Origin of the sequence: Nocardiopsis changdeensis, from assembly GCF_018316655.1 — a bacterium.
Classification (GTDB): domain Bacteria; phylum Actinomycetota; class Actinomycetes; order Streptosporangiales; family Streptosporangiaceae; genus Nocardiopsis; species Nocardiopsis changdeensis.
In genome coordinates, this window is the sequence record NZ_CP074133.1 from 5,558,352 (window position 1) to 5,582,723 (window position 24,372).

20 protein-coding genes are annotated in these 24,372 nt (G+C 71.9%); 10 read left to right on the forward strand and 10 right to left on the reverse strand.

What is annotated here, in order from left to right:
• Positions 1 to 100: 100 nt before the first annotated feature.
• Both KGD84_RS25095 and cmtR read right to left on the reverse strand, forming a co-directional pair.
• The gene (locus KGD84_RS25095; protein WP_220562827.1) at positions 101 to 3,307 is read right to left on the reverse strand and encodes an efflux RND transporter permease subunit; all 3,207 of its coding nucleotides are present in this window, start codon (positions 3,305 to 3,307) and stop codon (positions 101 to 103) included.
• 554 nt (positions 3,308 to 3,861) lie between these two features.
• The gene (gene cmtR, locus KGD84_RS25100) at positions 3,862 to 4,218 is read right to left on the reverse strand and encodes a Cd(II)/Pb(II)-sensing metalloregulatory transcriptional regulator CmtR (RefSeq protein WP_220562828.1); all 357 of its coding nucleotides are present in this window, start codon (positions 4,216 to 4,218) and stop codon (positions 3,862 to 3,864) included.
• A 110-nt stretch (positions 4,219 to 4,328) separates the two neighbouring features.
• On the opposite strand from cmtR, the gene KGD84_RS25105 reads away from it, so the two are divergent.
• The 5 genes from KGD84_RS25105 to KGD84_RS25125 all read left to right on the forward strand — a co-directional run bounded on the left by KGD84_RS25105 (position 4,329) and on the right by KGD84_RS25125 (position 9,155).
• On the forward strand, positions 4,329 to 5,249 hold the full coding sequence (locus KGD84_RS25105) for a cation diffusion facilitator family transporter (RefSeq protein ID WP_220562829.1): 921 nt from the start codon (positions 4,329 to 4,331) through the stop codon (positions 5,247 to 5,249).
• A gap of 119 nt (positions 5,250 to 5,368) precedes the next feature.
• Positions 5,369 to 6,823: a TrkH family potassium uptake protein gene (locus tag KGD84_RS25110; protein WP_255646791.1), complete on the forward strand. Its 1,455-nt coding sequence runs from the start codon at positions 5,369 to 5,371 to the stop codon at positions 6,821 to 6,823.
• Between the two features lie 25 nt (positions 6,824 to 6,848).
• Complete coding sequence (locus KGD84_RS25115; protein WP_220562830.1) at positions 6,849 to 7,520, forward strand: potassium channel family protein; 672 nt, start codon at positions 6,849 to 6,851, stop codon at positions 7,518 to 7,520.
• A 67-nt stretch (positions 7,521 to 7,587) separates the two neighbouring features.
• Positions 7,588 to 8,640: a metal ABC transporter substrate-binding protein gene (locus KGD84_RS25120; protein ID WP_220562831.1), complete on the forward strand. Its 1,053-nt coding sequence runs from the start codon at positions 7,588 to 7,590 to the stop codon at positions 8,638 to 8,640.
• A 281-nt stretch (positions 8,641 to 8,921) separates the two neighbouring features.
• Positions 8,922 to 9,155 (forward strand): DUF397 domain-containing protein, encoded by a 234-nt coding sequence (locus KGD84_RS25125; protein WP_220562832.1) that lies wholly within the window; start codon positions 8,922 to 8,924, stop codon positions 9,153 to 9,155.
• 235 nt (positions 9,156 to 9,390) lie between these two features.
• Here the strand turns inward: KGD84_RS25125 and KGD84_RS25130 are convergent, their stop codons facing one another.
• A complete protein-coding gene (locus tag KGD84_RS25130; protein ID WP_220565304.1) occupies positions 9,391 to 10,269 on the reverse strand; it encodes a helix-turn-helix domain-containing protein in 879 nt (292 codons plus the stop codon).
• Between the two features lie 220 nt (positions 10,270 to 10,489).
• Positions 10,490 to 10,987 carry an ATP-binding protein gene (locus KGD84_RS25135; protein ID WP_220565305.1) on the reverse strand — a complete coding sequence of 166 codons (498 nt, stop codon included), beginning with the start codon at positions 10,985 to 10,987 and terminating at the stop codon, positions 10,490 to 10,492.
• Positions 10,988 to 11,284: 297 nt separating this feature from the next.
• On the opposite strand from KGD84_RS25135, the gene fabG reads away from it, so the two are divergent.
• Positions 11,285 to 12,025: a 3-oxoacyl-ACP reductase FabG gene (fabG, locus tag KGD84_RS25140; protein ID WP_255647101.1), complete on the forward strand. Its 741-nt coding sequence runs from the start codon at positions 11,285 to 11,287 to the stop codon at positions 12,023 to 12,025.
• On the opposite strand, the gene KGD84_RS25145 is transcribed toward fabG, so the two are convergent.
• The 4 genes from KGD84_RS25145 to KGD84_RS25160 form a co-directional block, all read right to left on the reverse strand.
• On the reverse strand, positions 12,022 to 13,008 hold the full coding sequence (locus KGD84_RS25145; protein WP_220562834.1) for a serine hydrolase: 987 nt from the start codon (positions 13,006 to 13,008) through the stop codon (positions 12,022 to 12,024). The genes fabG and KGD84_RS25145 overlap by 4 nt on opposite strands.
• 143 nt (positions 13,009 to 13,151) lie before the next feature.
• A complete protein-coding gene (locus tag KGD84_RS25150) occupies positions 13,152 to 13,766 on the reverse strand; it encodes an energy-coupling factor transporter transmembrane component T family protein (protein ID WP_220562835.1) in 615 nt (204 codons plus the stop codon).
• Entirely contained in the window at positions 13,763 to 14,458 is a 696-nt protein-coding gene (locus KGD84_RS25155) for an energy-coupling factor ABC transporter ATP-binding protein (RefSeq protein ID WP_220562836.1), read from the reverse strand. Before KGD84_RS25155 ends, KGD84_RS25150 begins: the two co-directional genes overlap by 4 nt.
• A complete protein-coding gene (locus KGD84_RS25160; RefSeq protein ID WP_220562837.1) occupies positions 14,458 to 15,114 on the reverse strand; it encodes a biotin transporter BioY in 657 nt (218 codons plus the stop codon). Before KGD84_RS25160 ends, KGD84_RS25155 begins: the two co-directional genes overlap by 1 nt.
• Before the next feature lie 274 nt (positions 15,115 to 15,388).
• Between KGD84_RS25160 and KGD84_RS25165 the strand changes: the two genes are divergently transcribed.
• Complete coding sequence (locus KGD84_RS25165; RefSeq protein WP_220562838.1) at positions 15,389 to 16,372, forward strand: hypothetical protein; 984 nt, start codon at positions 15,389 to 15,391, stop codon at positions 16,370 to 16,372.
• A 39-nt stretch (positions 16,373 to 16,411) separates the two neighbouring features.
• Here KGD84_RS25165 and KGD84_RS25170 read toward each other — a convergent pair whose 3' ends face one another.
• Positions 16,412 to 17,611: a lactonase family protein gene (locus KGD84_RS25170; protein ID WP_255646792.1), complete on the reverse strand. Its 1,200-nt coding sequence runs from the start codon at positions 17,609 to 17,611 to the stop codon at positions 16,412 to 16,414.
• A gap of 386 nt (positions 17,612 to 17,997) precedes the next feature.
• On the opposite strand from KGD84_RS25170, the gene KGD84_RS25175 reads away from it, so the two are divergent.
• A complete protein-coding gene (locus KGD84_RS25175; RefSeq protein WP_220562840.1) occupies positions 17,998 to 18,558 on the forward strand; it encodes a globin domain-containing protein in 561 nt (186 codons plus the stop codon).
• A 61-nt stretch (positions 18,559 to 18,619) separates the two neighbouring features.
• On the forward strand, positions 18,620 to 19,264 hold the full coding sequence (locus KGD84_RS25180; RefSeq protein WP_220562841.1) for a pyridoxamine 5'-phosphate oxidase family protein: 645 nt from the start codon (positions 18,620 to 18,622) through the stop codon (positions 19,262 to 19,264).
• 362 nt (positions 19,265 to 19,626) lie between these two features.
• Here KGD84_RS25180 and hrpA read toward each other — a convergent pair whose 3' ends face one another.
• The gene (gene hrpA / locus KGD84_RS25185) at positions 19,627 to 23,571 is read right to left on the reverse strand and encodes an ATP-dependent RNA helicase HrpA (RefSeq protein ID WP_220562842.1); all 3,945 of its coding nucleotides are present in this window, start codon (positions 23,569 to 23,571) and stop codon (positions 19,627 to 19,629) included.
• A gap of 172 nt (positions 23,572 to 23,743) precedes the next feature.
• Here hrpA and KGD84_RS25190 point away from each other — a divergent pair, with 172 nt between their 5' ends.
• Positions 23,744 to 24,307, forward strand: a complete 564-nt coding sequence (locus KGD84_RS25190) for a TetR/AcrR family transcriptional regulator (RefSeq protein ID WP_220562843.1) — start codon at positions 23,744 to 23,746, stop codon at positions 24,305 to 24,307.
• Positions 24,308 to 24,372 lie beyond the last annotated feature (65 nt).

Here is a 24,372-nt window from a genome sequence, read left to right on the forward strand (position 1 = left end):
GGTCACAGCATGCCACCACTGCCCCGTTCCCGGGGCCGGAACGGCGACGGGCGCCCCGTGCCGGAGCACGGGACGCCCTCTCACCTGGAGATCCCCGGCGTCAGCCGACGGTCTCCTTCTCGCGCGCCGACGCGGAGGCGGCCGCGCGCTTGGAGCGGCGCAGCTCCTCGCGGGAGGCCCTGCGGGCCGCCCGGCGCTGCTTGCCCCACTCCACCAGCTGGTAGAGGACGGGGACCAGGATCAGCGTCAGCAGGGTCGAGGTCACCAGACCGCCGATCACCACGAGCGCCAGCGGGGCCGAGATGAAGGCGCCGCCGCCGGTGATGCCCAGCGCCATCGGGGTCAGGGCCGCAACGGTGGCCAGGGCCGTCATGAGGATCGGGCGCAGACGGTGCCGGGCACCCTCCACGATCGCCTCCGTGAGCGGCATCCCCCGGTTCTGGTTCTGGTTGATGAGGTCCATCAGGACGATGGCGTTGGTGATGACCACACCGATGAGCATCAGCATGCCGACCAGGCCGGCGATGCCCAGCGCCGTGTCGGTGACGAGCAGCAGCGCCAGCGAGCCGGTGATCGCGAACGGGATCGAGATCAGCAGCATGAACGGCTGGAGCAGGCTCTTGAAGGTCGCGACCATGATGAGGTAGCAGATGACCACGGCGGCCAGCATGGCCAGGGCCATCTGCATGAAGCCCTCGCTCTGCTCCTGGCTGACACCGCCCAGCGTGGCGGTGGCGCCCTGGGGCAGGTCGATCGTGTCGAGCGCCTGGGTGATCTCGGCGCTGACCGCGCCCAGGTCGGAGGCGGTGACACTGGCCTCGACGGTGGTGCTGGTGATGCCGTCGATGCGGGTGAGCTGCGGCGGCTGCTCCACCTCGACCACGTCGGCGACCTCGGACAGCTCCACCGGCCCGGCGGTCGGGGAGACGACCACCAGCTCCTCGAGCTCCTCGACGGTGGTCGGGGCCTCGACGGCGCGGACCACGATGTCGCGGCGGCTGTCGTCGACGGTGACGGTCCCGGTGTTCTGCCCGTTGAACGCGGCGCTCACCTGGCCGCCCACGGCGGCCTCGGTCAGGCCCAGTTCGGCGGCCTTCTCACCGTCGACGCGGACCTCCATGGCGGGCTGGGTGGCGGAGATGCCGTTGACGACGTCGGCGGCGCCGTCGATCCCCTTCAGCTCCTCCTCCACCAGGCCCGCGGCCTCGGCCAGGACCTCCTGGTCGTCGGCGGTCACCCGGACCTCGATGCCGGAGCCGGCGCCCATCGCGCCCATGGCGCTCATGGTCGGCTCGTAGTCGGTGTCCAGGTCCTCCAGGGAGTCGCGCAGGACCTCGCGGTTGCGCTCCTGGTCGGTGTCGGGGTCCGCGGTGATCGTGTAGTCGATCTGCGAGGCGCCGCCACCGCCGAACGGGCCGGCCATCGCGTTGCCGCCCACGTTGGTCTGGTACGACTCCACCCACGCGAACCCGGCGAGCATCTCCTCGACCTTGACGGCCTCGGCGTCGGCCTCCTCCAGGGAGGTGCCCGGGGGCAGCTCCTGGCTGAGGGCGTAGGTGTTCTCCTCCGACTGGCCCATCCAGTCGGTCTCCAGCTGGCCGGCCATGTAGACGGTGCCGCCGAAGATGACCGCGGAGGCTGCCAGGGTGACGATCGTGGCCTGCCTGCGCTTGGTGGTGATCCACCGGATGACCGGCATGTAGGCGCGCTGCAGCGGGCTGCGCAGCTCGCGCTCGGTCTCCTCGCGCTCGATCTCCTCCTGGGTGGCGTCGCCGATGTCGCGCGGCTTGAGGAACCAGTAGCAGAGCACCGGGATGATGGTGATCGACACGATCAGCGAGGCGAGCAGGGCGAGGCTGGCGGTGACCGCGAACGGCATGAAGAGCTCGCCGACCATGCCGCCGACGAAGGCCAGCGGCAGGAACACCGCGACGGTGGCGAGGGTGGAGGAGACCACCGCGCCCGCGACCTCGCGGACACCGGTCTTGACCGCCTCCATCTTCTCCTTGCCGTAGTCCAGGTGCCTGCGGATGTTCTCCAGGACCACGATGGAGTCGTCGACGACGCGGCCGATGGAGATCGTGATGGCCGCGAGGGTGAGCATGTTCAGGGTGAAGCCGAACGCCTGCATGCCCAGGAAGGCGATCAGCACCGACACCGGGATGGACACCGCGGTGACCAGGGTGGAGCGGATCGACAGCAGGAAGACGAGGATGACGATCACGGCGGCCGCCAGGCCCATGCCGCCCTCTTCGAGCATCGCGAGGATGGACTCGTTGATGTAGGGGGCCTGGTCGAAGACCACGCTGATCTCGATGTCGTCGCCGAGGACGTCGGCCTGCTCGTCGAGGACGCGCTGGACGCCCTCGGAGACCTCGACGGTGTTGCCGTCGGGGGTCTTCATGATCATGACGCCGATGCTCGGGTCGCCGTTGACGCGGGCCAGGGTGGTGGCCTCGTCGCGGACCAGCTCGACGGCGGCGACCTCGGAGAGGCGGACGGGCTCGGGCTGGGCGGCCGGGGGCGCGCCGGGCATGGCCGAGGTGGCGCCGGCCTCCGGGGCGGCCGGCCGGATCCAGATGTCCTCGACCTGCTCGACCGAGGTGAACTGGGCGCCGGTGGTGACGTTGAGCGTGCGGCCGTCGGAGTCGACGTCGCCGCCGGGCACCAGCTGCCCGCTGCCCTGGAGGGCCTGGGTGATGTCCTGAGCGGTGAGGCCCGCCTCGGCCATCTCGTCCTCGTCCGGGGTGATGACCAGGTCGGAGGAGATCGCACCGGTGACCGTGGCCGAGCGGACGCCCTCGACGGACTCCAGCTCGGGGATGAGGTGGGTCTCCAGCGGCTCGACCATGCCCTGGTCGTCGCCGTCCTCGGCGCCCGCGGCGAGCATGACGACGGGCATCATGTCGAGGCTGAAGGACATGACGCTGGTCTCGACGTCCTCGGGCAGCATGCCCGCGACCTGGTCGACCGCGATCTGGGTCTGGCGGACCAGGTCGTCCTGGTCGGCGCCGTAGTCGAACTCGACGGTGACCTGGGCGGTCCCGCTGCTGGAGGTCGAGGTGACGGTGGTGGCCCCCGCGACGCTCTGGACGGCCTGCTCCAGGGGCACGGTGACCTGGTTCTCCACGACCTGCGGGGAGGCGCCCTGGTAGGTGCCGGTGACCATCACCATCGGCAGGGACATCTGCGGGAAGAGCTCCCGCTTGGCGGCTCCGGCGGCGAGCACGCCGAAGAAGAGCACGGCCAGGGTGACGAGCAGTACCAGCGCCCGGTTCTTGAGCGACATGACCGCGAGGCGGTTCATCCGGTCGTCCCTTCCGTGCGGGGGGAGCCCGCGTGCGGGGTCCTGAAAGCCGATCTGGACATGAGAGGTTCTCGCTCCTACTCGCTGCGGACGTTGGACCGGTCGGCGCGGTGCGCGCCGGGTCGTCGCCGTCGGGCGGCGGTCGGTCCTCGAAGTCGTGTGGTGGGGATGCCGTCGAAGGCGTGCCGCCCTCGTCCGGGCGGGGCCCGCCCGCGGGACCGTCCCGTCCCCCGGGTGCTCCGCCGGGCACTGCATCCGCCGGGCGCCTCCCCACGATACGTCGCGTTATATCGGGACTTCTCGTCCTCGGACGCGGATCGGGGGGCTTTCAGGGACGCGTCAGTCTTCTGTCAGGGTCGGCCCCTGACCAAAGTTAGGGACATCCGACAGAAGTCGGAGATTCCCCGGCGGGACATGGGACTTCGTCACACTCCCCCACCCTCCGCACCCTGTAACGGGCATCACAGTGGCAGGTTCCGGTCATCCGCAACAACGGCGGCGGGAACGCGCTATGGGGGAGCCGGGCGACACGGGGGGCGGGTGCGCCGGACGGGTCAGCCCGCGCGGCGCTCGGCCCCGGCGTCCCTCCCGGCCTCGCCCCCGGGGGCCTCGTGCGGGCGCCCGGTGCCCCAGACGACGCGCAGCAGGTCCTCCAGGGCGTGGGCGAGGGAGGCGTCGACCAGTTCGTAGGCGACCCGGCGCCCGTGGGCGTGGGTGCGCACCAGTCCGCAGTCGCGCAGGCAGGCCAGGTGGTTGGAGACGTTCTGGCGGGTCAGCCCCAGGTGCTCGGCCAGGTCGGCGGGGTAGCCGGGACCCTCGAGCAGGGCCAGCAGGAGGCGGCAGCGGGTCGGGTCGGACAGGGCGCGGCCGAGCCGGTGGATGGCGGAGAGGCGCTGCTCGGAGGTCAACATGAAAACCATTGTACATAGCTTGCTGTATAGACAGCCCAGGCTGTATAAACAGTGGTGACTGAACCGACGTGCGCACGCACACGGGAGCACGCACACGAGAAGGGGGACCCATGGGCGCCGGACACGGCCACGGCCATGGCCACGGACACACCGCGGGGGCGGCCAACCGGGGACGGCTCGCGCTCGTCCTCGCGCTCATGCTCGGCGTCGCCGTCGTCCAGGTCGCGGGCGCCGCGTTCAGCGGCAGCCTCGCCCTGCTCGCCGACGCCGGGCACACCGTCACCGACTCCTTCGGGGTGGCGCTGGCCCTGGTCGCCGTGTGGATCGCCGCCCGCCCCGCCCGGGGGCGCAGCACCTTCGGCCACCAGCGGGCCGAGATCCTCGCCGCCGCCGTCAACGCCCTGGTGCTGTTCGTCCTGTGCGCGTTCATCGTCGTGGAGGCCGTCGAGCGGCTGCGCTCCCCCGCCGAGGTGTCCGGTCCCGGCATGGTCGTGGTCGCCGCCATCGGCCTGGTCGCCAACATCGCGGGCGCGCTGGTCCTGCGCTCGGGCGCCAAGGAGAGCCTCAACGTCAAGGGCGCCTACCTGGAGGTCGTCAGCGACGCCCTGGCCTCGGTCGGCGTCATCGTCGGCGGCCTCGTCGTCTGGCTCACCGGCTGGACGCAGGCCGACACCGTCGTCTCCCTGCTCATCGCCGCGATCATCGTGCCCCGCGCCTGGTCGCTGCTGCGCGAGGCCGTGCACATCCTGCTGGAGTCCGCGCCGCGCGGCATGGACCTGGACGAGGTGCGGGGCCACCTGCTCGACCACCCGGCCGTGGTCGACGTGCACGACCTGCACGTGTGGACCATCACCTCCGGGGTACCGGTCATGTCGGCGCACGTGGTGGTCCCCGAGGAACGGCTGCGCGACTGCGGGCGCACCCTGGACGAACTGCACGCCTGCCTGGCCGGGCACTTCGACGTCGAACACTCCACCCTCCAACTGGAGCCGCCCGGGCACGCCGACCACGAGGGCGCACGCCACGACTGACGGGGAACGGCGACACATCCTCGCCCGTCCCACCCTGGGACGGACCGGTCGCCCCCTGCTGGCACAATCGTTCGGGTCGAACGACGGTGACCTGCACGAAGCGGTGGAATGACGAGGACATGAGGCAAGCCCTGAGAGCCTTCACGACCCGGATGTCCCGGAGCGCCGCCGCGCTCCGGGACATCCGCGTGCGGCTGACTCCGCGCCGGCGCCACACCGGCTTCGACAGCGGGCCCGTCCACCACCGCAAGACCGCCTGGGGCAAGCCCGCCCGGGCCTTCGTCCTGATCTTCTTCGTCGTGGACCTGCTCGGGACGCTCCTGCTCATGACCCCGCTCGCGGCCACGGGCGAGCCCCTCACCTTCACCGAGGCCCTGTTCACCGCGACGTCCGCCCTGGCCGTGTGCGGCCTGAGCGTCATCGACATCGGCGACCAGCTCTCGTTCTTCGGCCACCTCGTCATCCTCGTGATGATCCAGACCGGCGGGCTGGGGATCATGACCCTGGCCTCGCTGATGGGCGTGGCCATCATCCACCGGTTCAGCCTGCGCATGGAGCTGAACGTGCAGGCGGAGAACCGGGCCCTGGCGGTCGGGGACGTCCGGGGCATCGCGACCCGGGTGCTGAAGGTGAGCCTGATCCTGGAAGGCGCCGTCCTGGCGCTCGTCCTCCCGAGGATGTGGCTCGGCTACGACATGACCTTCTGGGAGGCCCTCTACTCGGGCGTCTTCCACTCGGTCTCGGCCTTCAACAACGCCGGGCTGTCCCTGTACGGGGACAGCCTGATCCGCTTCTCCGGGGACGCGTTCATCCTGTTCCCCCTCGCCTTCGCGGTCATCCTCGGCGGCGTCGGGTTCCCCGTGCTGATCGAGCTGCGCCGCCGCTACCGGACCCCGCAGGCCTGGAGCCTGCACACCAAGATCACCATCACCACCAGCGCGGCCCTCTTCCTCATCACCATCGTGCTGGTGACCGCCATGGAGTGGAACAACCCGCTCACCCTGGGGCGTTTGGACTGGTGGGCCAAGATCACCGACGGGGTCTTCCACGGGGTGATGCCGCGCAGCGGCGGGTTCAACGTCACGGACACCGGTTCGATGTACGACTCGACCCTGCTGCTCACCGCCATGATGATGTTCGTGGGCAACGGCAGCGCCGGGACCGCCGGCGGGATCAAGGTCGCCACCCTGGCCGTCCTCTTCCTGGTGGTGTGGTCCGAGATCCGGGCGCACGACCGGGTCCACGTGTTCGGCCGCCGGCTGGCGCCTGAAGTCATCCGGCAGGCGCTGAGCCTGACGTTCCTGTCGATGACCGTGGTCGCGGTGAGCACGGTGATCCTCCTGCACACCACACCCTTCGGCTTCATGGACACCCTCTTCGAGGTCGTGTCGGCCGTCGGGGTGGTCGGGCTCTCCACGGGGATCACGCCGCAGCTGGACCCCTGGGCCCAGACCTTCGTCACCCTCCTCATGGCCGCGGGCCGCATCGGCCCGGTCACCTTCGCCACGGCGATCGCCTTCCGCGAACGCAAGCGCCGCTACGATCTCGCCGAGGCCCGCCCGATCATCGGCTGACCACGAATCCTCTAGGAGCACCCACATGCCCCAACAGACGAAACTCAGGGACAAGCGCATTCTGGTCATCGGGCTGGGCCGCTTCGGCAGCTCCCTCGCACTGGAACTGGTCAACCACGGCTGGGAGGTGCTGGGCGTCGACTCCAACCCCCGCCTCGTCCAGGCCTACGCCGACGCCCTGACCCACACCGTGATCGCCGACGCCACCGACGACGAGGCGCTGCGGCAGGTCGGCGCGCCCCAGTTCCAGCGCGCGGTGGTGGCCATCGGCACCCACCTGGAGGAGAGCATCCTGGCCACGTCGCAGCTCGTCGACATGGGCGTGCCCGACATCTGGGCCAAGGCGATCAGCAGGCGGCACGGCCGCATCCTCGAACAGGTGGGGGCCCACCACGTGGTCCTGCCCGAGCACGACATGGGCGAGCGCGTCGCCCACCTGGTGTCGGGCCGCATGCTGGACTACGTGGAGCTCGAGGAGGGGTTCTCCCTGGGCAAGACGAAGGCGCCCAAGGAGCTGCTGGGCAAGCCGCTGCGCGAGACGAAGGTGCGCCAGAAGTACGGGATCACGGTGGTGTCCGTGAAGCGCCTCCACTCGGCCTTCACCTACGCCACCGAGGAGACCGTGCTGCAGAAGGGCGACGTGATCGTGGTGGCCGGGCGGACCGACGACGTGGAGCGCTTCGCCGAGGTCACCTGAGCCGGGGGCCGGGGCCGGGCATATGGGTCAAATTGACAATCATTTTCATTTTCCCGATGATGGTCCCATGCGTACGATCCTGCGAACCGCCGCCCTGTCCGCGGTGGCACTGATGACGGCCACCGCCTGCGGTGGCCAGGGTTCCCCCGCCGGCGGAGAGGGCCCCGACCCCGCCGACGCCGACCTGACCGTGGTCACCGGGGTCTATCCCCTGGAGTGGCTGGCCCGCGAGGTCGGCGGGGAAGGCGTGGCGGTGGTCCAGCTGACCGAACCCGGCATGGAGCCCCACGACCTGGAGCTGACCGGCCGCCAGATCGGCGAGCTCACCGAGGCCGACCTCGCGTTCTACGTGGCCGGCCTGCAGCCCGCGGTGGACGAGGCCGTCGAGCAGGAGGCGTCCGACCGCGCCCTGGACGTGGCCGACGTGGTCGAGCTGCACCCGGCCGGGGAGGGCGGGCACGAGCACGGGGACGAGGAGGCCCACGGGCACGAGGAGGACGCGCACGGGCACGAGGAGGACGCCCACGCCGAGGAGGAGCACTCCGAGGAGGACGCCCACGCCGAGGAGGGGGCCGGGGGCGACGGCCACGACCACGGCGACCTCGACCCGCACTTCTGGCTCGACGTGGACCTCATGTCCCAGGTCGCCGGCGCCCTGGGCGAGCGGCTGGGAGAGCTGAACCCCGAGGCCGCCGCCGAGTACACCGCCAACGCGGAGGCGGTGACCGCCGAACTGGAGGCGATCGGCCAGGAGTACGAGGACGGCCTGGCCTCCTGCGAGCACAACGAGGTCGTGGTGGGCCACACCGCCTTCTCGTACCTGACCGAGCACTACGGCCTGGAGCAGGTGGGCATCTCCGGGGTCGACCCCGACAGCGAGCCCTCCCCCAGCCAGATCGCGGAGATCGCCGACTTCGTCGAGGAGCACGGGGTCACCACGATCTTCACCGAGCCGCTCATGCCCGAGGAGACCGCCCAGACCATCGCCGGCGAGACCGGCGCGGCGGTCGAGGTGCTCGACCCGCTGGAGGGGGTCACCGACGCCTCCCCCGGCGACGACTACCCGTCGATCATGCGCGGGAACCTGGAGACGCTCCGGACCGCCCTGGCCTGCTCCTGACCCCTGCACTCCGCGCGGCCCCGCCGGACACGCCCCCGAGGCGTCCGGCGGGGCCGCGTCGTGCTGCGCACCGGGAGGCCGTGTCCGGGTTAGCACGGTTCGTCATGGAGAACACCCCTGGTCGGGCGCCCTGTGTATCACGTGGGACTCAGGATGGCTAACTCTCGGACAAGTGGCGAGGGTCACGCTATGCTTATGAACGTGCCAATGCTCTTGCACGTGCATTTGGCAGTGCAGGCGCACGGCACATCCCCTCGAGTGACTCCGAAGGAGAAGTGGGCATGACCCCGTACAACGGCATCAACGCGACCGAGCTGACCGAGGCCGCCTGGCAGAAGGCCAAGCGCAGCAACTCCCAGGGCGCCTGCGTCGAGATGGCCCGCCTGGCCGACGGCTCCATCGCCGTCCGCAATTCCCGTTTCCCGGCCGGCCCGGCCCTGGTCTACACCCAGGAGGAGATCGACTGCCTCATCCTGGGCGCCAAGGACGGGGACTTCGACAACCTGTTGGGCTGAGGCCGCACCGCTCTCCCTCCAGGCCACGGGCGGGGGGTCGCACCCCAGGGGTGGGACCCCCCGCGCAGGCGTGGACCGGCACCGCCCGGAGAGCGGCGGACACCCCAGGCACACCGCGAAAGAGACCGCGCGGAACGCCGAAGGACCCCGTCGGGGGACGGGGTCCTTCGGCCGTGTGCCGTTCCGGCCGCTTCGGCGGGCCGGCTCGGGGGTACCGCTGCGGGGTCCGATGGGGTCAGCCCAGGCCGGCCGCCTCACCGTCGGGGTCGTCGTCGGCCTCGGTGAAGTCGGCGAGGATGGACCGGAGCATCTCCAGGCTCTCGTCGGGGGTCGCCGCCGAGACGCTCAGCCTGGTCATCGCCTTGGTGTAGGCCTCGACCACGTTCGGGCGGTCGTTGAGCTCGCCGTCGTGCAGCTGCTCCAGGTACACCATGTCGGCGAGCTCGTAGTCGGAGTAGCGCAGCAGCGTGAACGAGCCCGCCTCGGCGGCGTGCGCGCCCACCGAGAAGGGGATGATCTGGATGGTGATGTTGTCCTTCTCCGTGCTGAGCCGGATCAGGTGCTCGATCTGGCGGCGCATCACGCCCAAGCCCCGGATGCCCACGCCGATGGGGCGGCGGACCGCCGCCTCGTCGAGGACCACCCACATGCGCATGCCCTCGTCCGTCTCGACCCGCTTCTGTCTCTTGAGCCGCGCCGCCAGCCGCTGCTCGGCGACCGTGTCGGGGGCGTCGACGCCGCCGAAGATGATCTCGCGGGCGTACTCCTCCGTCTGCAACAGGCCCGGGACGAATTGCGACTCGTAGATGCGGATCTGGTCGGCGGCCTCCTCGAACCCGATGTACTGGGTCAGCCACTTGTGGAGGGAGTCGCCGTAGTCCTTCCACCATCCGGGCTTGTTGGATTCCTTCGCGACTTCGAGCATTTCCTTGATCGTGCGGCGGTCGGTGCCGTACAACTTCAGGAGGTCCTCGATATCGCGCAGCTTGAAACCGACCCGGCCGAGTTCCATGCGACTGATCTTCGACGCCGAAGCCCGAATCCGCGCCCCGGCGTCCTCCCGGCTGATACCACGCTGTTCGCGTCGGCTGCGCAGTTCCTGGCCGAGCAGCATGCGACGCACGGTGGGGCCGCTCCCCTTGCGCAATCGAGCGATATCCACGTTCGCCGCCTCCCTGTCATTCCCGCAACGGGCGTCCGCTGCGCGGGACACCCGGGTACACGATATAGCCGATGTGATCGCGGTACCGGGGTCGGCTCCTCCGGTCCCCGCCACTCCGCGGATCCGGTCCGCTCGGGGGCGGTGCGAAGGACGCCGGCCCGGCACCGGCGGTTCACACGAATTGCGCCCAAACGAACTTTCCCCCGGGGGGAGTGGGAATCACACCCCACTCTCGCGCGAAGGCGCTCACCAAGGCAAGTCCCCGACCACCCTCCATGGTCGGGTCGGACCTCCTTCTGCGCGGCAGCCGATCTCCGCCGTCGCGAACCGCGCAGATGAATTCACGGCCGCTTCTCATCAGGGAGAGTTGAATACCCCCGCCGCCCGGACCGGTCGAGACCAGCGGCCCGCCATGGCGTACCGCATTGGTGACCAATTCCGAAACGACCACGGAGACATCGGGGGACAAGTGCCCCATACCCCATTCCCGGAGCAGGGCGTCGGAAATCTCGCGTGCGGCCGACACGGAGTGGGGGCGCGGCGCGAAGGTCCACGTGACGGCGTCGTGCCGGTCCCCGCACAGGGGTGTGTTCCAGCGCCGGGAGCCGTGGGTGAGGACCCTGAGCCACCAACCTCCGGCGGGCTCCATGACCGCCTCCGCACACTCCATGCCTTCCACTCCTCCCCGAGCAGGTCGGGCGCGTGCTGCTGCACGGATCGAATGCACGTGCATCCTGGCCTTGCAGACATCGTAGGCCAAGCGGGGGCGGTGTGCAGGAAAACGGGGGGACCCGATGGCGCACTTCTTTCCGCGGTGCGGGGACGCCCAGGTGGCGGCGTACGGGCCCGGCCGGGAAGGGGCCGGATAAGGCCCCCCGGCCGCTTACCGACCGGTAGGAATGTCGATAGGATTCCCCCGCGCCCACCACGTGAATTCTGGAGGTAACCCATGTCCGCAACGCCTCGTGTGGCCATTGTGACCGGAGCGGCCCGTGGTATCGGCGCCGCCACCGCCGAGCGCCTGGCGGCCGACGGCCGGGCCGTCGCCGTGCTGGATCTGAAGGAGTCCGACGCCCAGGAGGTCGTCGACCGCATCACCGCCGCCGGGGGCACCGCCCTGGCCGTCGGCTGCGACGTCGCCGACGAGGACCAGGTCACCGCGGCCGTCGACACCGTCGCCGAGCGCCTGGGCGCACCGTCGATCCTGGTGAACAACGCCGGTGTGCTGCGCGACAACCTGCTGTTCAAGATGTCCGCCTCGGACTGGGACACCGTCATGAACGTGCACCTGCGCGGCTCCTTCCTGATGAGCCGCGCCGCCCAGGCGCACATGACCGCGCAGAACTGGGGCCGGATCGTCAACCTGTCCAGCTCCTCGGCGCTGGGCAACCGCGGCCAGGCCAACTACTCCGCCGCCAAGGCGGGCCTGCAGGGCTTCACCAAGACCCTGGCGATCGAGCTGGGCAAGTTCGGTGTCACCGTCAACGCGGTCGCCCCGGGCTTCGTGGAGACCGCGATGACCCGCGCCACCGCCGAGCGGATCGGCATCTCCTACGACGACATGAAGAAGTTCAAGGAGGCGGAGATCCCGGTCCGGCGGGTGGGCCTGCCCGAGGACATCGCCAACGCGGTGGCCTTCTTCGCCTCCGAGGACTCCGGGTTCGTCTCCGGCCAGGTCCTCTACGTGGCCGGCGGCCCCCTCGACTAGCGACCCGGTCGGCCCGCCGGGTGTCCGCCCGGCGGGTCCTCCAGGGCCGAGGTGACCGCGGTGACCAGCTCCTCGGTCAGGGCGACGCCCGAGGTGTAGTCGCGGCTGCCCTCGGACATGACCGCGATGAGGTACTGGCGGTCGGGCCCGGCCACGTAGCCGACGCTGTTGACCAGCCAGCGGCCGCCGTCGGACTCGCGGGGCGTCCAGCCGTTCTTCAGGCCCACGACGTCCCCGGGTCCGGCCGCGGCGGACACGCCCCAGGCCTGTTCCGGGGCGACCGTCTCCATCAGGCCGCGGATGTGGGCGCACTCGTCGGCGGTGAGCGGCCCCTCCTCGGTGTACAGGGCGCGCAGCAGCCGGATCTGGTCGGCGGGCGTGGTCAGGGTACCGCCCCACACGCCGTTCGGGTGGGGCTCGGTCCCGGTGAACCCGAGCCGCTCGGCCCCCTCGGCGAAGCCCGGGTTGTAGCCGATCCTCTCGTAGAGCCCGTTGGCGACGTCGTTGTCGCTGTAGCGGATCATGGCCTCGACCTGGGACCGCTCGACCGCGGTGAGCTCGCGCCCCTCGTCCCGGGCGTGCAGCACCAGCATGGCGGTGATCATCAGCTTGGCCACGCTCGCGGTGGCGAAGCCCTCCTGGGCGCCGTGGCTGAACGTCGCGCCGGTGCGCAGGTCCTGGACGGCGATCCCGGCGCGGGCCCCGCTGTCGGCGATGGTCCGCGCCACGCGGGCGTCCAGCTCCTCGTACCGCTCCGGGGTGAGCACGGCCCCGCCGGTGGCGGGCGCGGTCACGAGCGGGAGGAGGGCCTGCGGCCGCACGCCCCCGGCCGGCACCGCGCGCGCGAGCGCCGGGGCCGCCTCGGGCAGGACCCCGGAGGGAGCGGACGGGGACACGGCCAGGAGGAGGGCGAGGGCGGCCACCAGGAGGGTGCTCAGGCCGCGGGGGAACGGGGGGAGGTCGGCGGGGAGGCGCCGGGGCACACGATCACCGGTTCATCGAACGTCGCTCAGTGACTTGGTGCACCCATTATCCCGCTCGAATCCCTCTGTCCCGAGGGCCGATACGGAATCGGTACGGACGTAACACGGCCGTGAGACGGCGTTTCCTCGGCGGGAACGCGGGCTCAGGCACCGGCGTCCTCGTCGATGCCGCGGGCCACCAGGGCCTCGCCCGTGGCCTCGGCCATCCGGAACAGCTGGACGATCAGCGGGGTGACCAGCAGGTACGGGCGCCCCGACAGGCCCCGGGCGCGGTAGCCCTCGACGGCGGCGCGCCAGGCGGCGGCGACCATGGGGATGGAGCGGATCGTCAGCGCCAGCACCAGGGCCACGCGTTCGGGGGCGACGCCGAACCGGGCCAGCGGCTGGGCCAGGCGCTCGAACAGGTCGAGCATCTCGCGGACCCGGGTGGTGAGGGTGACCGCGTTGGCCAGCACCACCAGCCCCAGCAGCTGGGAGCACAGCCGGACCGCGGTCAGGGGGTCGCCGAAGACCGCCTGGAACAGCCCGATCGCCAGCAGGAACGGCCACAGTCCGCGCAGCACCCCGAGGACCCGCCGAAAGGGCAGCCCCACCGCGGGGTACAGCAGGACCGCGCCCGCCAGGAGCCCCACCGACACCCACGGGTGCGCCAGGGCGATGACCGCGACGCAGACGGCGAGCAGCCCGGCGAGCTTGGTGCCCGCGCTCAACCGGTACAGCAGGCCGTCGCCGGGGATGTAGAGGCCGAGCGTGTTCACCGGTCGTCCAGGAGGCGGTCGTCCATGAGCTTCACGTAGTGGTCGACGGCGTCGGCGGGCGGGCCGTCGAAGACGATCCGGCCCTCGTCGACCACCAGGACCCGGTCGAAGGAGCCGAGCAGGTCGAGGTCATGGGTGAACAGGACGACCTGCTGCTCCAGGGTGTCGAGCACCCGGTGGACCATGCGGGTGTTGCGCAGGTCGAGCAGGGTGGTGGGCTCGTCGCAGACGAGGATCTCGGGTTCGGTGGCCAGGACCGAGGCCAGGGCCAGCAGCTGCTTCTGGCCGCCGGAGAGCAGGTGGCCGGGGTGGTCGCGGTGCCCGGCCAGGCCGTAGCGCTCCAGCAGGGCGTCGACCCGCCGGGCCGTCTCCTCGCGCCCCAGCCTGCGGGAGCGCAGCCCGATCTCCACGTCCTCGGCGACCGTGGGCATGATGATCTGGTTGGCGGCGTCGGAGAAGACGAACCCGACCCTGCGGCGGATGTGCCTGGCGTGGCGCCGGGTGTCCCACTCCCCCAGCGTCACCCGGCCTGCGTCGGGGACGACGAGGCCGTTGAGGGTGCGGGCGAGCGTGGACTTGCCCGATCCGTTCGCCCCGATCACGCCGATGCGGTGCTCGGCGAGGTCCAGGGTGATGTCGCGCAGCACCGGCCGCGCCTCGTAGGAGTGGGAGACACCCTCCAGGCGGAGCATCAGGCGCCCTCGCCCCTGGCCGCACCGTCCCCCTTGTCCCCGGTCCCGGCCTCCTCGATCACCGGGCGCCCGGCGGGCGGGATCGGGTAGGCGCGGTAGACGGCGGCGGCGATGAGGGAGGCGATAACGGCCTTGGCCAGGTCGCCGGGCAGGTAGGCGACCATGGCCACCAGCGCGGCCAGGTGGTCGTTGCCCATGGCGACGCCCAGCCAGGGGACGCCGACGGCGTAGACGACGAGGACGCCGCCGAGGACGTTGACGGCCAGGCCCGCCCAGAACCGGTACCGGCCGCCGCGGACCATGAGGTCGGTGAGGAACCCGATGACCAGGGCGGCCGGGATCCAGCTGACGATGAACCCGGCGGAGGGCCCGGCCAGGACGCCCAGGCCGCCGGCGCCGCCCGCGAACAGGGGCAGGCCCGCCAGGCCCAGGACGAGGAAGACCGCGACGGCGAGGGTGCCGCGCTTCCACCCCAGCAGGGCGGGGGCCAGCATGATGCCCAGGGTCTGGAGCGTGATCGGCACCGGGGACAGCGGCACGGTGATCTGGCCGGAGATGCTGAGCACGGCGATGAACGCGGCGAACACGGCGATGAGCGCCAGGTCGCGCGCGGTGAGGCCGCGGTAGCGGATGCCGGCGGTCCGGGTCGTGGGCATGGGCTTCCCCTCGGGAGGCTGAACAGGAGTGGAACAGCACCCATTGTCCGTTATCGGGGTCCGCCGGCGGGATGGCGGGGATGCACAGAACCGCCCCGGCGGGAATTGTCGACCTCCCCCTGAGACGCACCTCACACCCCTGGCCTCCACGGGCCCCGGCCCGTGCCGCGGGCACCGGGGCGGGCGTGAGTGTCGCGGACGGGCGGTACGCTCCGGGTCTCCCCGTCCCGCCGCCGCGGTCCCCGGGCCCGGCGCCCACTGGAAAGACCTCCCCATGGAACCCGTCTACGCCGACCTGTCCGTCGAGCCGGCGCGCCTGGCCAACACCGCCGTGGAGTACGAGCACTGCTCGTTCGGCGGTAACCACCTCGCGCTGAACGCCGGGGGCTCCGTCAGGGCCGACTTCGATCTGGACGCCGCCGAGAGGATCGCCGAGGGGATCCTGACGGTGACGGCGCTCGTCTCCAAGAGCGGCCGCTCCGCCGGGTACGCCCCCCTGACCGTTCTGGTCAACGGCGAGCCCGTGGCGTCGCGGATGACCGTCCCCGGCGGCGGCGACCTGCCGCAGGACTGCGTGTTCTCCGTCCCGGGCGCGCTGCTGCGGCCGGGCCGCAACCGGGTGACCGTGCGCAGCGGCGCCGACGCCCGCACCCTGCTGTGGCTGTACCGGATCACGTTCGACTCGGTTCACGAGCGGGGCCTCTCGGCGCGGGCGATGCTCGCGGCCGCCGACGAGCGGTCGGTGCTGCGCTACGCCACCCGCACGCTGGTCCACGACCCGGAGGGCGGACCGCACCGCTGGGAGGACGCCGGGACGCTGGTGGTCCACGTGGACCGGGGCGAGCGGGCCCCGATCGCCCAGCTCTCCTGGCGCCGCGCGGACGGGTCCGAGGCCTCGGTGTCCTTCCAGTCGGCGCTGGAGGAGTTCCACGGCTTCCACCGGGACGCGGACGGCGGCGTGGCCGAGTACCGCGGCCGCCTGCGGGACCGCCGGGCCCACCCCGGGGGCACGGAGGGGGCGACGGTGCACCGCTTCCGGACCGAGGAGGGCTGGGGCGGGGGCTGGCACTCCTCCGGGGAGCTGCGGTTGGCCGTGGACGACGGCGGCGCCCCGCTGGAACGGGTGACCTGGCGCGACCAGCGGGAGAACACCGGCTCCGTGGCGTTCGGGGAGAGGGCCGCGGGGTTCCTCGGCTACTACCAGCGCGCCGGTGAGGGGCCCATCGGGTTCAGGGGCACGGCGGTCGCCGGGGGGTGACCGCCGGGCCGCGCCCCCGGACCCGGGCCTCGCCCGGGTTCAGGGGCGGTCGCAGGTGCGTCGGATGCGGTTGATGGGGACCGGCAGGACGCAGACCGGGACCGGGATCTCCAGGCGGTGGCCGGTGTCGGCGGGGACGCCGGTGTCGGGGTCGATGCGCAGCGAGCGGAGCTCGTCGCCATTCTGGGCGGCGACGACCAGGTGGTCGGGCTCGTCGCGGTGGCCGCGGATGACCGCGAAGTGGCGGGGCCAGTCCCCCACCGGGGTGTCGGCCAGGTGCTCCAGCCGGGCGCCCTCGTCGCGGACGGCGAAGGTCGAGACGGCGTTCGCGCCCCGGTTGGACACGTACACCCGGCCCTCGTAGGTGGTGGTCATCGGCAGGGCGTCGCCGTCGGCGATGTCGCGGCCGTCGACCTTGAGGCGGTGCAGGGCGATCTCCGCCGGGAAGTTGGCCTCGTGCAGGCCCCCCAGGGAGGGGACCGAGCCCAGGTGCTCGCCGGTGCCGCGGCGCGGGTTCCAGCGGACGACGTGGACCCGGGAGTCGAGCTCCCCGGCGACGTAGACGTGGTCGCCGTTGACGGCCATGTGGCGGGGGCCGGTGCCGGCGGGCAGCTTCACCGTGCCGACCAGGCCCTCCTCCGGGCGCGCGGGCTCCTCGTCCTCGACCGGCACGGCGTACTGGTACACGCGCAGCTCGTCGGCGCCCAGGTCGGCGGCGAGCAGGTAGCGCAGGCGGCGCTCGTGGGAGTTCATGACCACGGCGGTGCTGTGCGCGTGCGGGCCCTCCTGGCGGTCGGAGACCGGGCCGTGCCCGCGGTGTCCGAGTTCGCGGCCGGACGGGTGCGGGCGGCCCTCGGCGTCGGTGGGCACGAAGCTCACCACGCCGTCGGCGTAGTTGGCGACGGCCACCTGCTCGGGGCCCAGGTAGCGGACGTGGCAGGGCGATCCGCCGCCGGTGGGGACCTCGCCGAGCCCGGTGAGGCCGGCGTCGCCGTCGACGCGGAAGGCCGCCAGGGTGCCCTCGGCCCGCTCGTTGACCGCGTAGACGGTCGGCGGCTCGGGCCGGTAGGCCAGGAACGAGGGTCCGGGGGTCTCGGCCGCGACGCCCTGGTCGAACAGCTCCCCCGTCACCGGGTCGAAGCCGACCCGGTGGATGCCCCGGCCCGCGCCCGGGGGGTCGGAGTCCGGGGTGTAGGTGCCCACGAGCAGGAGCCGTCGTCCGCTTGCCCAGTCGCCCACCGGGGACCTCGTTTCCTCACGCGTCTGCACGAACCGTGGCCTGCGCCACCGCCGCATGCTACCGTCCCGCGCTCCGGGCCGGAGAACCGGCGCGGGACCTCGCGGGGGGTTCCTCCACGTAGCGGATCTGTTACAGTCCTCCCCAAAAGGCCACAAAAGCAACAAGGAACACTGACACCCCACGCGTCCGTTCGCTTCCCTCGGAGCCCAGGTGGAACGACCTCTGGGCCCGCGGACGGACTCACGGCCCCGGGCCCGCGCGAGACCGCGCCGCACCCGCCGAGAGACGCCGGCGCCGGCCCCTCCGACCCCGGTGACCGTGAGTGCGCGCCGCCTCGTGCGCTCACCAGCCGTGGTTCCCCGCTCATTCGAACCTTGGACCGTCCTTGACCCTTCGCCGTGTATCCGAAGTGCCGCTTCCCGACCAGGGGACCATCGAACTGGTCCGCCTCTCGTCCGTGGACATCCCCGAGGGCTCGGCCCGCCTGGCCAGGAGTTTCTACGACAACCTGTTCGAGATGGTGCCCTCCGTGCGGAGCATGTTCGCCGACGACATCAGGCCGCAGCAGCAGCGGATGGCCGACGCGCTCCTGTCCGTGGTCCGCCACCTCGACGACCCCGACGAGGTGGCCCACCACCTCAGGAGGCTGGGCCGCCAGCACCACCGGGAGCTGGGCGTGCTGCCCGAGCACTACCCGTACGTCGGGCGCGCCCTGGTCCGCGCCGTCAGCGAGGTCTCGCCCACCTGGACCTCCTCCATGAGCTCCGCCTGGGTGCTGGTCTACCAGTGGATCACCGCCCAGATGATCGCCGGGGCCGAGGGCGACGACACGCCGCCCGCGCCGCCCCGCGCCCGGGGCCTGGGCGAGGACCGGATCCCGAACGGACCTCAGTACCAGGTGCCGGGGCGGGCGCCGGCCGGGGCCCCGGGCCGGCACTCACGCTGACGGGGCGCCCGCCCGGCCCCTCCCCGAACGCACGCACGTCCACCGTCGAAAGCCCGGTTTCATGACTCAGACCAGCCACAACACCGCGACCGGCACCGAGGGCGAACGGTACGTCCAGCAGGTCATGGGGACGTCCGATCGCGCGGCGCGCTTCTACCGCGACCAGATGCTGAACCACCTCAACAGCGACATGCGGGCCTTCATCGCCCGCCAGGAGATGCTCTTCATCGCCACGGCCGACGACCGGGGCGAGTGCGACTCCAGCTTCCGGGCCGGGCCCCCCGGGTTCGTGCACGTCATCGACGAGCGCACCCTGGCCTTCCCCGAGTACCGCGGCAACGGCGTGTTCGCCAGCGCGGGCAACATCGCCCAGAACCCGCACATCGGGCTGATGTTCCTCGACTTCCAGCGCGACCGGATCGGCCTGCACGTGAACGGCCGCGTGAAGATCATGGAGGACGACCGCCTGCGCGCGCACGTGCGGGACCTGCCCCTGCCGCAGGTCCCGGGCCAGCGGGCGCAGATGTGGCTGCTGGTGCAGGTCGAGGAGGCCTATATCCACTGCCGCAAGCACATCCCCCACCTGCGCAAGGTCGGCCCGGAGGAGGACTGGGGCACCGACGACACCCTGCGCAAGGGCGGGGACTTCTTCCGCGCCAAGCAGGAGAACGACGCGCGGCGCGGCGGGGACGTCCTCGGGATCTGAGCCGGGCGCCGGGCCGTCCGGGCGGGGGCCGTATCGCGGCCCCCACCCGGACGGCCCCTCCCGGGGCGTGTCCGGCGGACGCTCCCGTGCGGCTCGGCGCCCGCGCCGAAGGAGCACGGGCGGCCTCCGGGCGGCCTCCCGCTGGACGATGAGCGAGGGCCGCCCCGGGGCCGGCCGGCCGAGCGGAGGCGGCGCCGCGGGAGGCGGCCCGGGCGCCGTGAGGCGGGCGCCGGCGCGGGTGGTGCAGGGGCGTCGAGGGCCTCCTGGCGGCCGGTGGGACGTCGCGATCCACACCGATGCCGGAGGCCCTCTTGATCCGTGTCGGGCGGGGCCGGTGCCACCGGCCTCCGTGATCAGTACACCTAGGCGGCCTTGACCGCCTCGACGGCCTTCATGATCCGCTTGTCGGACACCGGGTAGGCGGTGCGGATCGCCCCCTGCGCGAACAGGCTCACCCGGTACTCCTCCAGCATCCAGCGCAGCTCGGCCACATCCGGGTCGGCGGCGCGGCCGGGCTTGAGCGCCCCGGTGGCCCGGGCGACGGCCTGGCGCATCTGCTCGACCTTGGACATGCCGACCTGGTCGCGGCGCGGGTTCTCCGGCAGCTTCTCCAGCCGGTACTCGACCCCGCGCAGGTAGCGGTGCAGGTCGTCGAGGCGCCCGACCCCGGCGGCGGTGATGAACCCGTCGCCGACCAGCGAGCCCAGCTGCCCCTGGACGTCGTTGAGCGAGGGCAGCACCGCCAGCGACGTGGTGCCCTTGACCTTCTTGGTGACCTTGCGCCACAGCGCCAGGACCCGGGCCGCCCTGGGCAGGATCTCCGCGACGGTGTCCCCCAGGTCGGCGCGGACTCGCTCGGCCAGGGCCGCGAAGTCGTCGCCGTTCCACACCGGCCCGCCCTCGCGGACGAGCAGGTGGTCGACGGCGGCCGCCTCGGCGTCGGCGAGGAGCTTCTTGACGGACCCGTACGGGCTGTCGGCCAGGGCCAGCTTGTCGGGGTTGTTGAGCCCCTTGCTGACCGCGGCCGCCGGGGAGGGCAGGTTGAGCAGCAGGAGCCTGCGGGTGCCGAGCCGCATGGCGGCCCGCTGTTCGGCCTCGGTGTCGAAGATGCGCACGGCGACGCTGTCGCCCTCGTCGACCAGCGCCGGGTACCCCTTGACCTTGGGGCCCAGCGCCTTGCGCTCCAGGGTGCGCTCCAGCGGCCCGAAGTCCCAGGCGGTCAGCCCCTTCTTCTCCACGCCCTTGGCCTCGGCGGAGATGGCCTCGCGCAGGCGCGGCTTGAGCTTGGCCCGGAGCCGCTCCAGGTCCTTGTCCTCGGCCAGGGCGCGCTGCCGGTCGTCCACCGCGCGGAAGGTGATGCGCAGGTGGTCGGGCACCCGGGTCAGGTCGAAGGCGTCGGCCGGGATCCGCTCCCCCGACATGCGGGTCAGCTCGGCGGCCAGCGCCGCGGTGAGCGCCCCCTCGTAGGGGGTGAGCCCGCCCAGGGCGCGGTCGGCGTTGTCGGGCACGGGGACGAAGTTGCGGCGCAGCGGCTTGGGCAGCGACCGGATGAGCGCGGTGACCAGCTCGGCGCGCAGGCCCGGGATCTGCCAGTCGAAGCCGTCGGCCTCCACCTGGTTGAGGACCTTGAGCGGGATGTGCGCGGTGACGCCGTCGGAGTCGCTGCCCGGCTCGAACTGGTAGGTGAGCGGGAAGACCAGGGCCCCCTGCCGCCACGTGTCGGGGTAGTCGTCCTCGCTGACGGCGGCGACCCCGTCGTTGATGAGGTCCTCGCGGGTGAAGTCGAGGAGCTCCGGCTGCTCGTGCCGGGCCTTCTTCCACCAGGCGTCGAAGTGGGCGGCCGAGACGACGTCCGCGGGGACCCGCGCGTCGTAGAACCGGAACAGGGTCTCGTCGTCCACCACGATGTCGCGGCGGCGGGCCCGGTGCTCCAGGTCCTCGACCTCGTCCAGCAGGGCGCGGTTGTCGCGGAAGAAGTGGTGGCGGGTGTCCCAGTCGCCCTCCACCAGGGCACGGCGGATGAACAGGTCCCGGGACATCTCCGGGTCGATCCTCCCGTAGGACACCTTGCGCTGCACGACGATGGGCACCCCGTAGAGGGTGACCCGCTCGTAGGCCATGACGGCGCCGCGCTTGCGCTCCCAGTGGGGCTCGCTGTAGGTGCGCTTGACGATGTCCCCGGCCAGCTCCTCGGCCCACTCCGGCTCGATGCGGGCGACCATGCGCCCCCACAGCTTGGAGGTCTCGACCAGCTCGCCGGCCATGACGAACCGGGGCTGCTTCTTGAACAGCGCCGAACCGGGGAAGATCGCGAACCGGGCGCCGCGGCCGCCGAGATACTCGTGCTTCTCGGGGTCCTTGAGGCCGACGTGGGACAGCAGCCCGGACAGCAGGGACATGTGGACGGCGCGCGGGTCGGCGGCCTCGGGGCGCAGCGGCGGGACCTCCACGTCCATCTGCCGCAGCACCTGCTTGAGCTGCCCGTGGATGTCCTGCCACTCGCGCACGCGCAGGTAGTTGAGGAACTCCTCGCGGCACATGCGGCGGAACTGGTTGCCCGACAGCTCCTTCTGTCTGTCGCGCAGGTGGTTCCACAGGTTCAGGTACGCCAGGAAGTCCGACTCCTTGTCGGTGAACCGGGCGTGCATCTGCTGGGCCTGCTGCTGCTTGTCCGTGGGGCGCTCGCGCGGGTCCTGGATGGACAGCGCGGAGGTGATGACCAGGACCTCGGCCAGGCAGTCGCGCTTCTCGGCCTCCAGGACCATGCGGCCCAGGCGCGGGTCGACCGGCAGCTGGGCCAGCCTGCGGCCCAGCGGGGTGAGGCGGCGCTTGGCACCGGAGGGGTCCGGGTGCAGGGCGCCCAGCTCGGTGAGGAGGTTGACGCCGTCCTTGATCTGGCGGTGGTCGGGGCCGTCCACGAACGGGAAGGCGGCGACGTCGCCCAAGCCCAGGGCGGCCATCTGGAGGATGACCGAGGCGAGGTTGGTGCGCAGGATCTCGGGGTCGGTGTACTCGGGGCGGGACAGGAAGTCCTCTTCGGAGTACAGCCGGATGCAGATGCCCTCGGAGACGCGGCCGGAGCGGCCCTTGCGCTGGTTGGCGGAGGCCTGGGAGATCGCCTCGATGGGCAGGCGCTGCACCTTGGTGCGGTGCGAGTAGCGGGAGATGCGCGCGGTGCCCGGGTCGATGACGTACTTGATGCCGGGGACCGTCAGGGAGGTCTCGGCGACGTTGGTGGCCAGGACGATGCGGCGGCCGGAATGAGAGGACCACACCCGCTTCTGCTCGGCGACCGAGAGCCGCGCGTACAGCGGCAGGATCTCGGTGTTGCGGAGCTTCTGCTTCTCCAGCGCCTCGGCGGTGTCGCGGATCTCGCGCTCGCCGCTGAGGAAGACCAGGACGTCGCCGGGCTCCTCTCGGGAGAGCTCGTCGACGGCGTCGAGGATGGCCTGGGTCTGGTCGCGGTCGGTCCCGCCCCCCGGGTTCTTCTCCTCGGGGTCGAGGATGTCCTCGGAGATGGGCCGGTAGCGGACCTCGACCGGGTAGGTGCGGCCGGAGACCTCGACGATGGGGGCGTCGTCGAAGTGGCGCGAGAACCGCTCGGGGTCGATGGTCGCCGAGGTGATGACGACCTTCAGGTCGGGGCGCTTGGGCAGCAGCTGCTTGAGGTAGCCCAGCAGGAAGTCGACGTTGAGGCTGCGCTCGTGGGCCTCGTCGATGATGAGCGTGTCGTAGGCGCGCAGCATCCGGTCGTGCTGGATCTCGGCCAGCAGGATGCCGTCGGTCATCAGCTTGACGAGGGTGTCCTCGCCGGAGGTGTCGGTGAAGCGCACCTTGTAGCCGACGGTGGCGCCCAGCGGGGTGCCGACCTCCTCGGCGATGCGCTCGGCGACGGTGCGGGCGGCCAGCCGGCGGGGCTGGGTGTGGCCGATGGTGCCCATGACGCCGCGGCCCAGCTCCAGGCAGATCTTGGGCAGCTGGGTGGTCTTGCCCGAACCGGTCTCGCCCGCGACGATGACGACCTGGTTGTCGCGGATGGCCTCGGCGATGTCGTCGCGCCGGGCGCTGACCGGCAGCGACTCCGGGTAGGTCAGCTCGGGGACGGCCTCGCGGCGCAGGTCCACGCGCAGGCGCGCCTCGTCGACGTCCCTGGCGATCTGGGCCAGGACCGAGGCGCGGCGGCGCTCGTCGCGCATCTTGGCGAGGCCGTCGATACGGCGGCGCAGCCGGTGCCGGTCCACGGGCATGAGGTCGCGGAGCCGGGAACGGAGATGGTCCGCGGTGGGCGCGGGCGTGGTGGTGCTCATCAATAGTCAAGGGTAGGAGGGGCGGCAACCGGTTTTCCCGGGGGCCGCACGGAAACGGGCGCGGACGGGGTCCTCGCGGCCCCTCGGCTCAACACCCGGGCGGCCCCCGTTGTTCCGGTCTCCGTCGGGTAACGGCCGTGGTCTGTACCGCCTCACGGCCTAGCATGGAGGGATGCCCCACGACACACGTACCGTGCTGTTGGCCTCGGCCACCGCCCTCCTGGACGGCGGCGGCGTCGAGGCGGTGACACTCCGGGAGGTCGGTCGCCTGAGCGGAGTGTCCCACATGGCCCCCTACAAGCACTTCCAGGACAAGGAGTCCCTGCTGGCGGTGATCGCCACCCGGGAGCTCGACCGGCTGGCGGACATGATCGACCGCGCCGCCGACGCCCCCTACGACCCCGGCGGGACGCTCCGGTCCGTCCTGCACGCCTACGTCTCCTGGGCCCTGGAGCACCCGGTGCGGTTCCGGCTGATCTACGGGGGGCCGTGGACCTGCCCCCGGCCCGAACTGGAGAAGGCGGCCGAGCGCACGGCCGAGCTGATGTCGGACGTGGTGCGCCGGTGCCAGAACAGCGGCGAGATGCCCGACCGGGACCCCCAGCGGTGCACCTGCCTGCTGCTGGCCGCGGTGCACGGCGCCGTCCAGCTGCAGCTGGCCGGACACCTCACCTCCGGGACCGAACCGGACGCCATCGTCGACGACCTGCTGGACCTGCTGCGCTCCACCCGCTAGGGAGCGCAGCCGGACCGGTCACCCTGTCAGGATCCGGCCCCCGCCGGGAACACCGTGAACGTTCC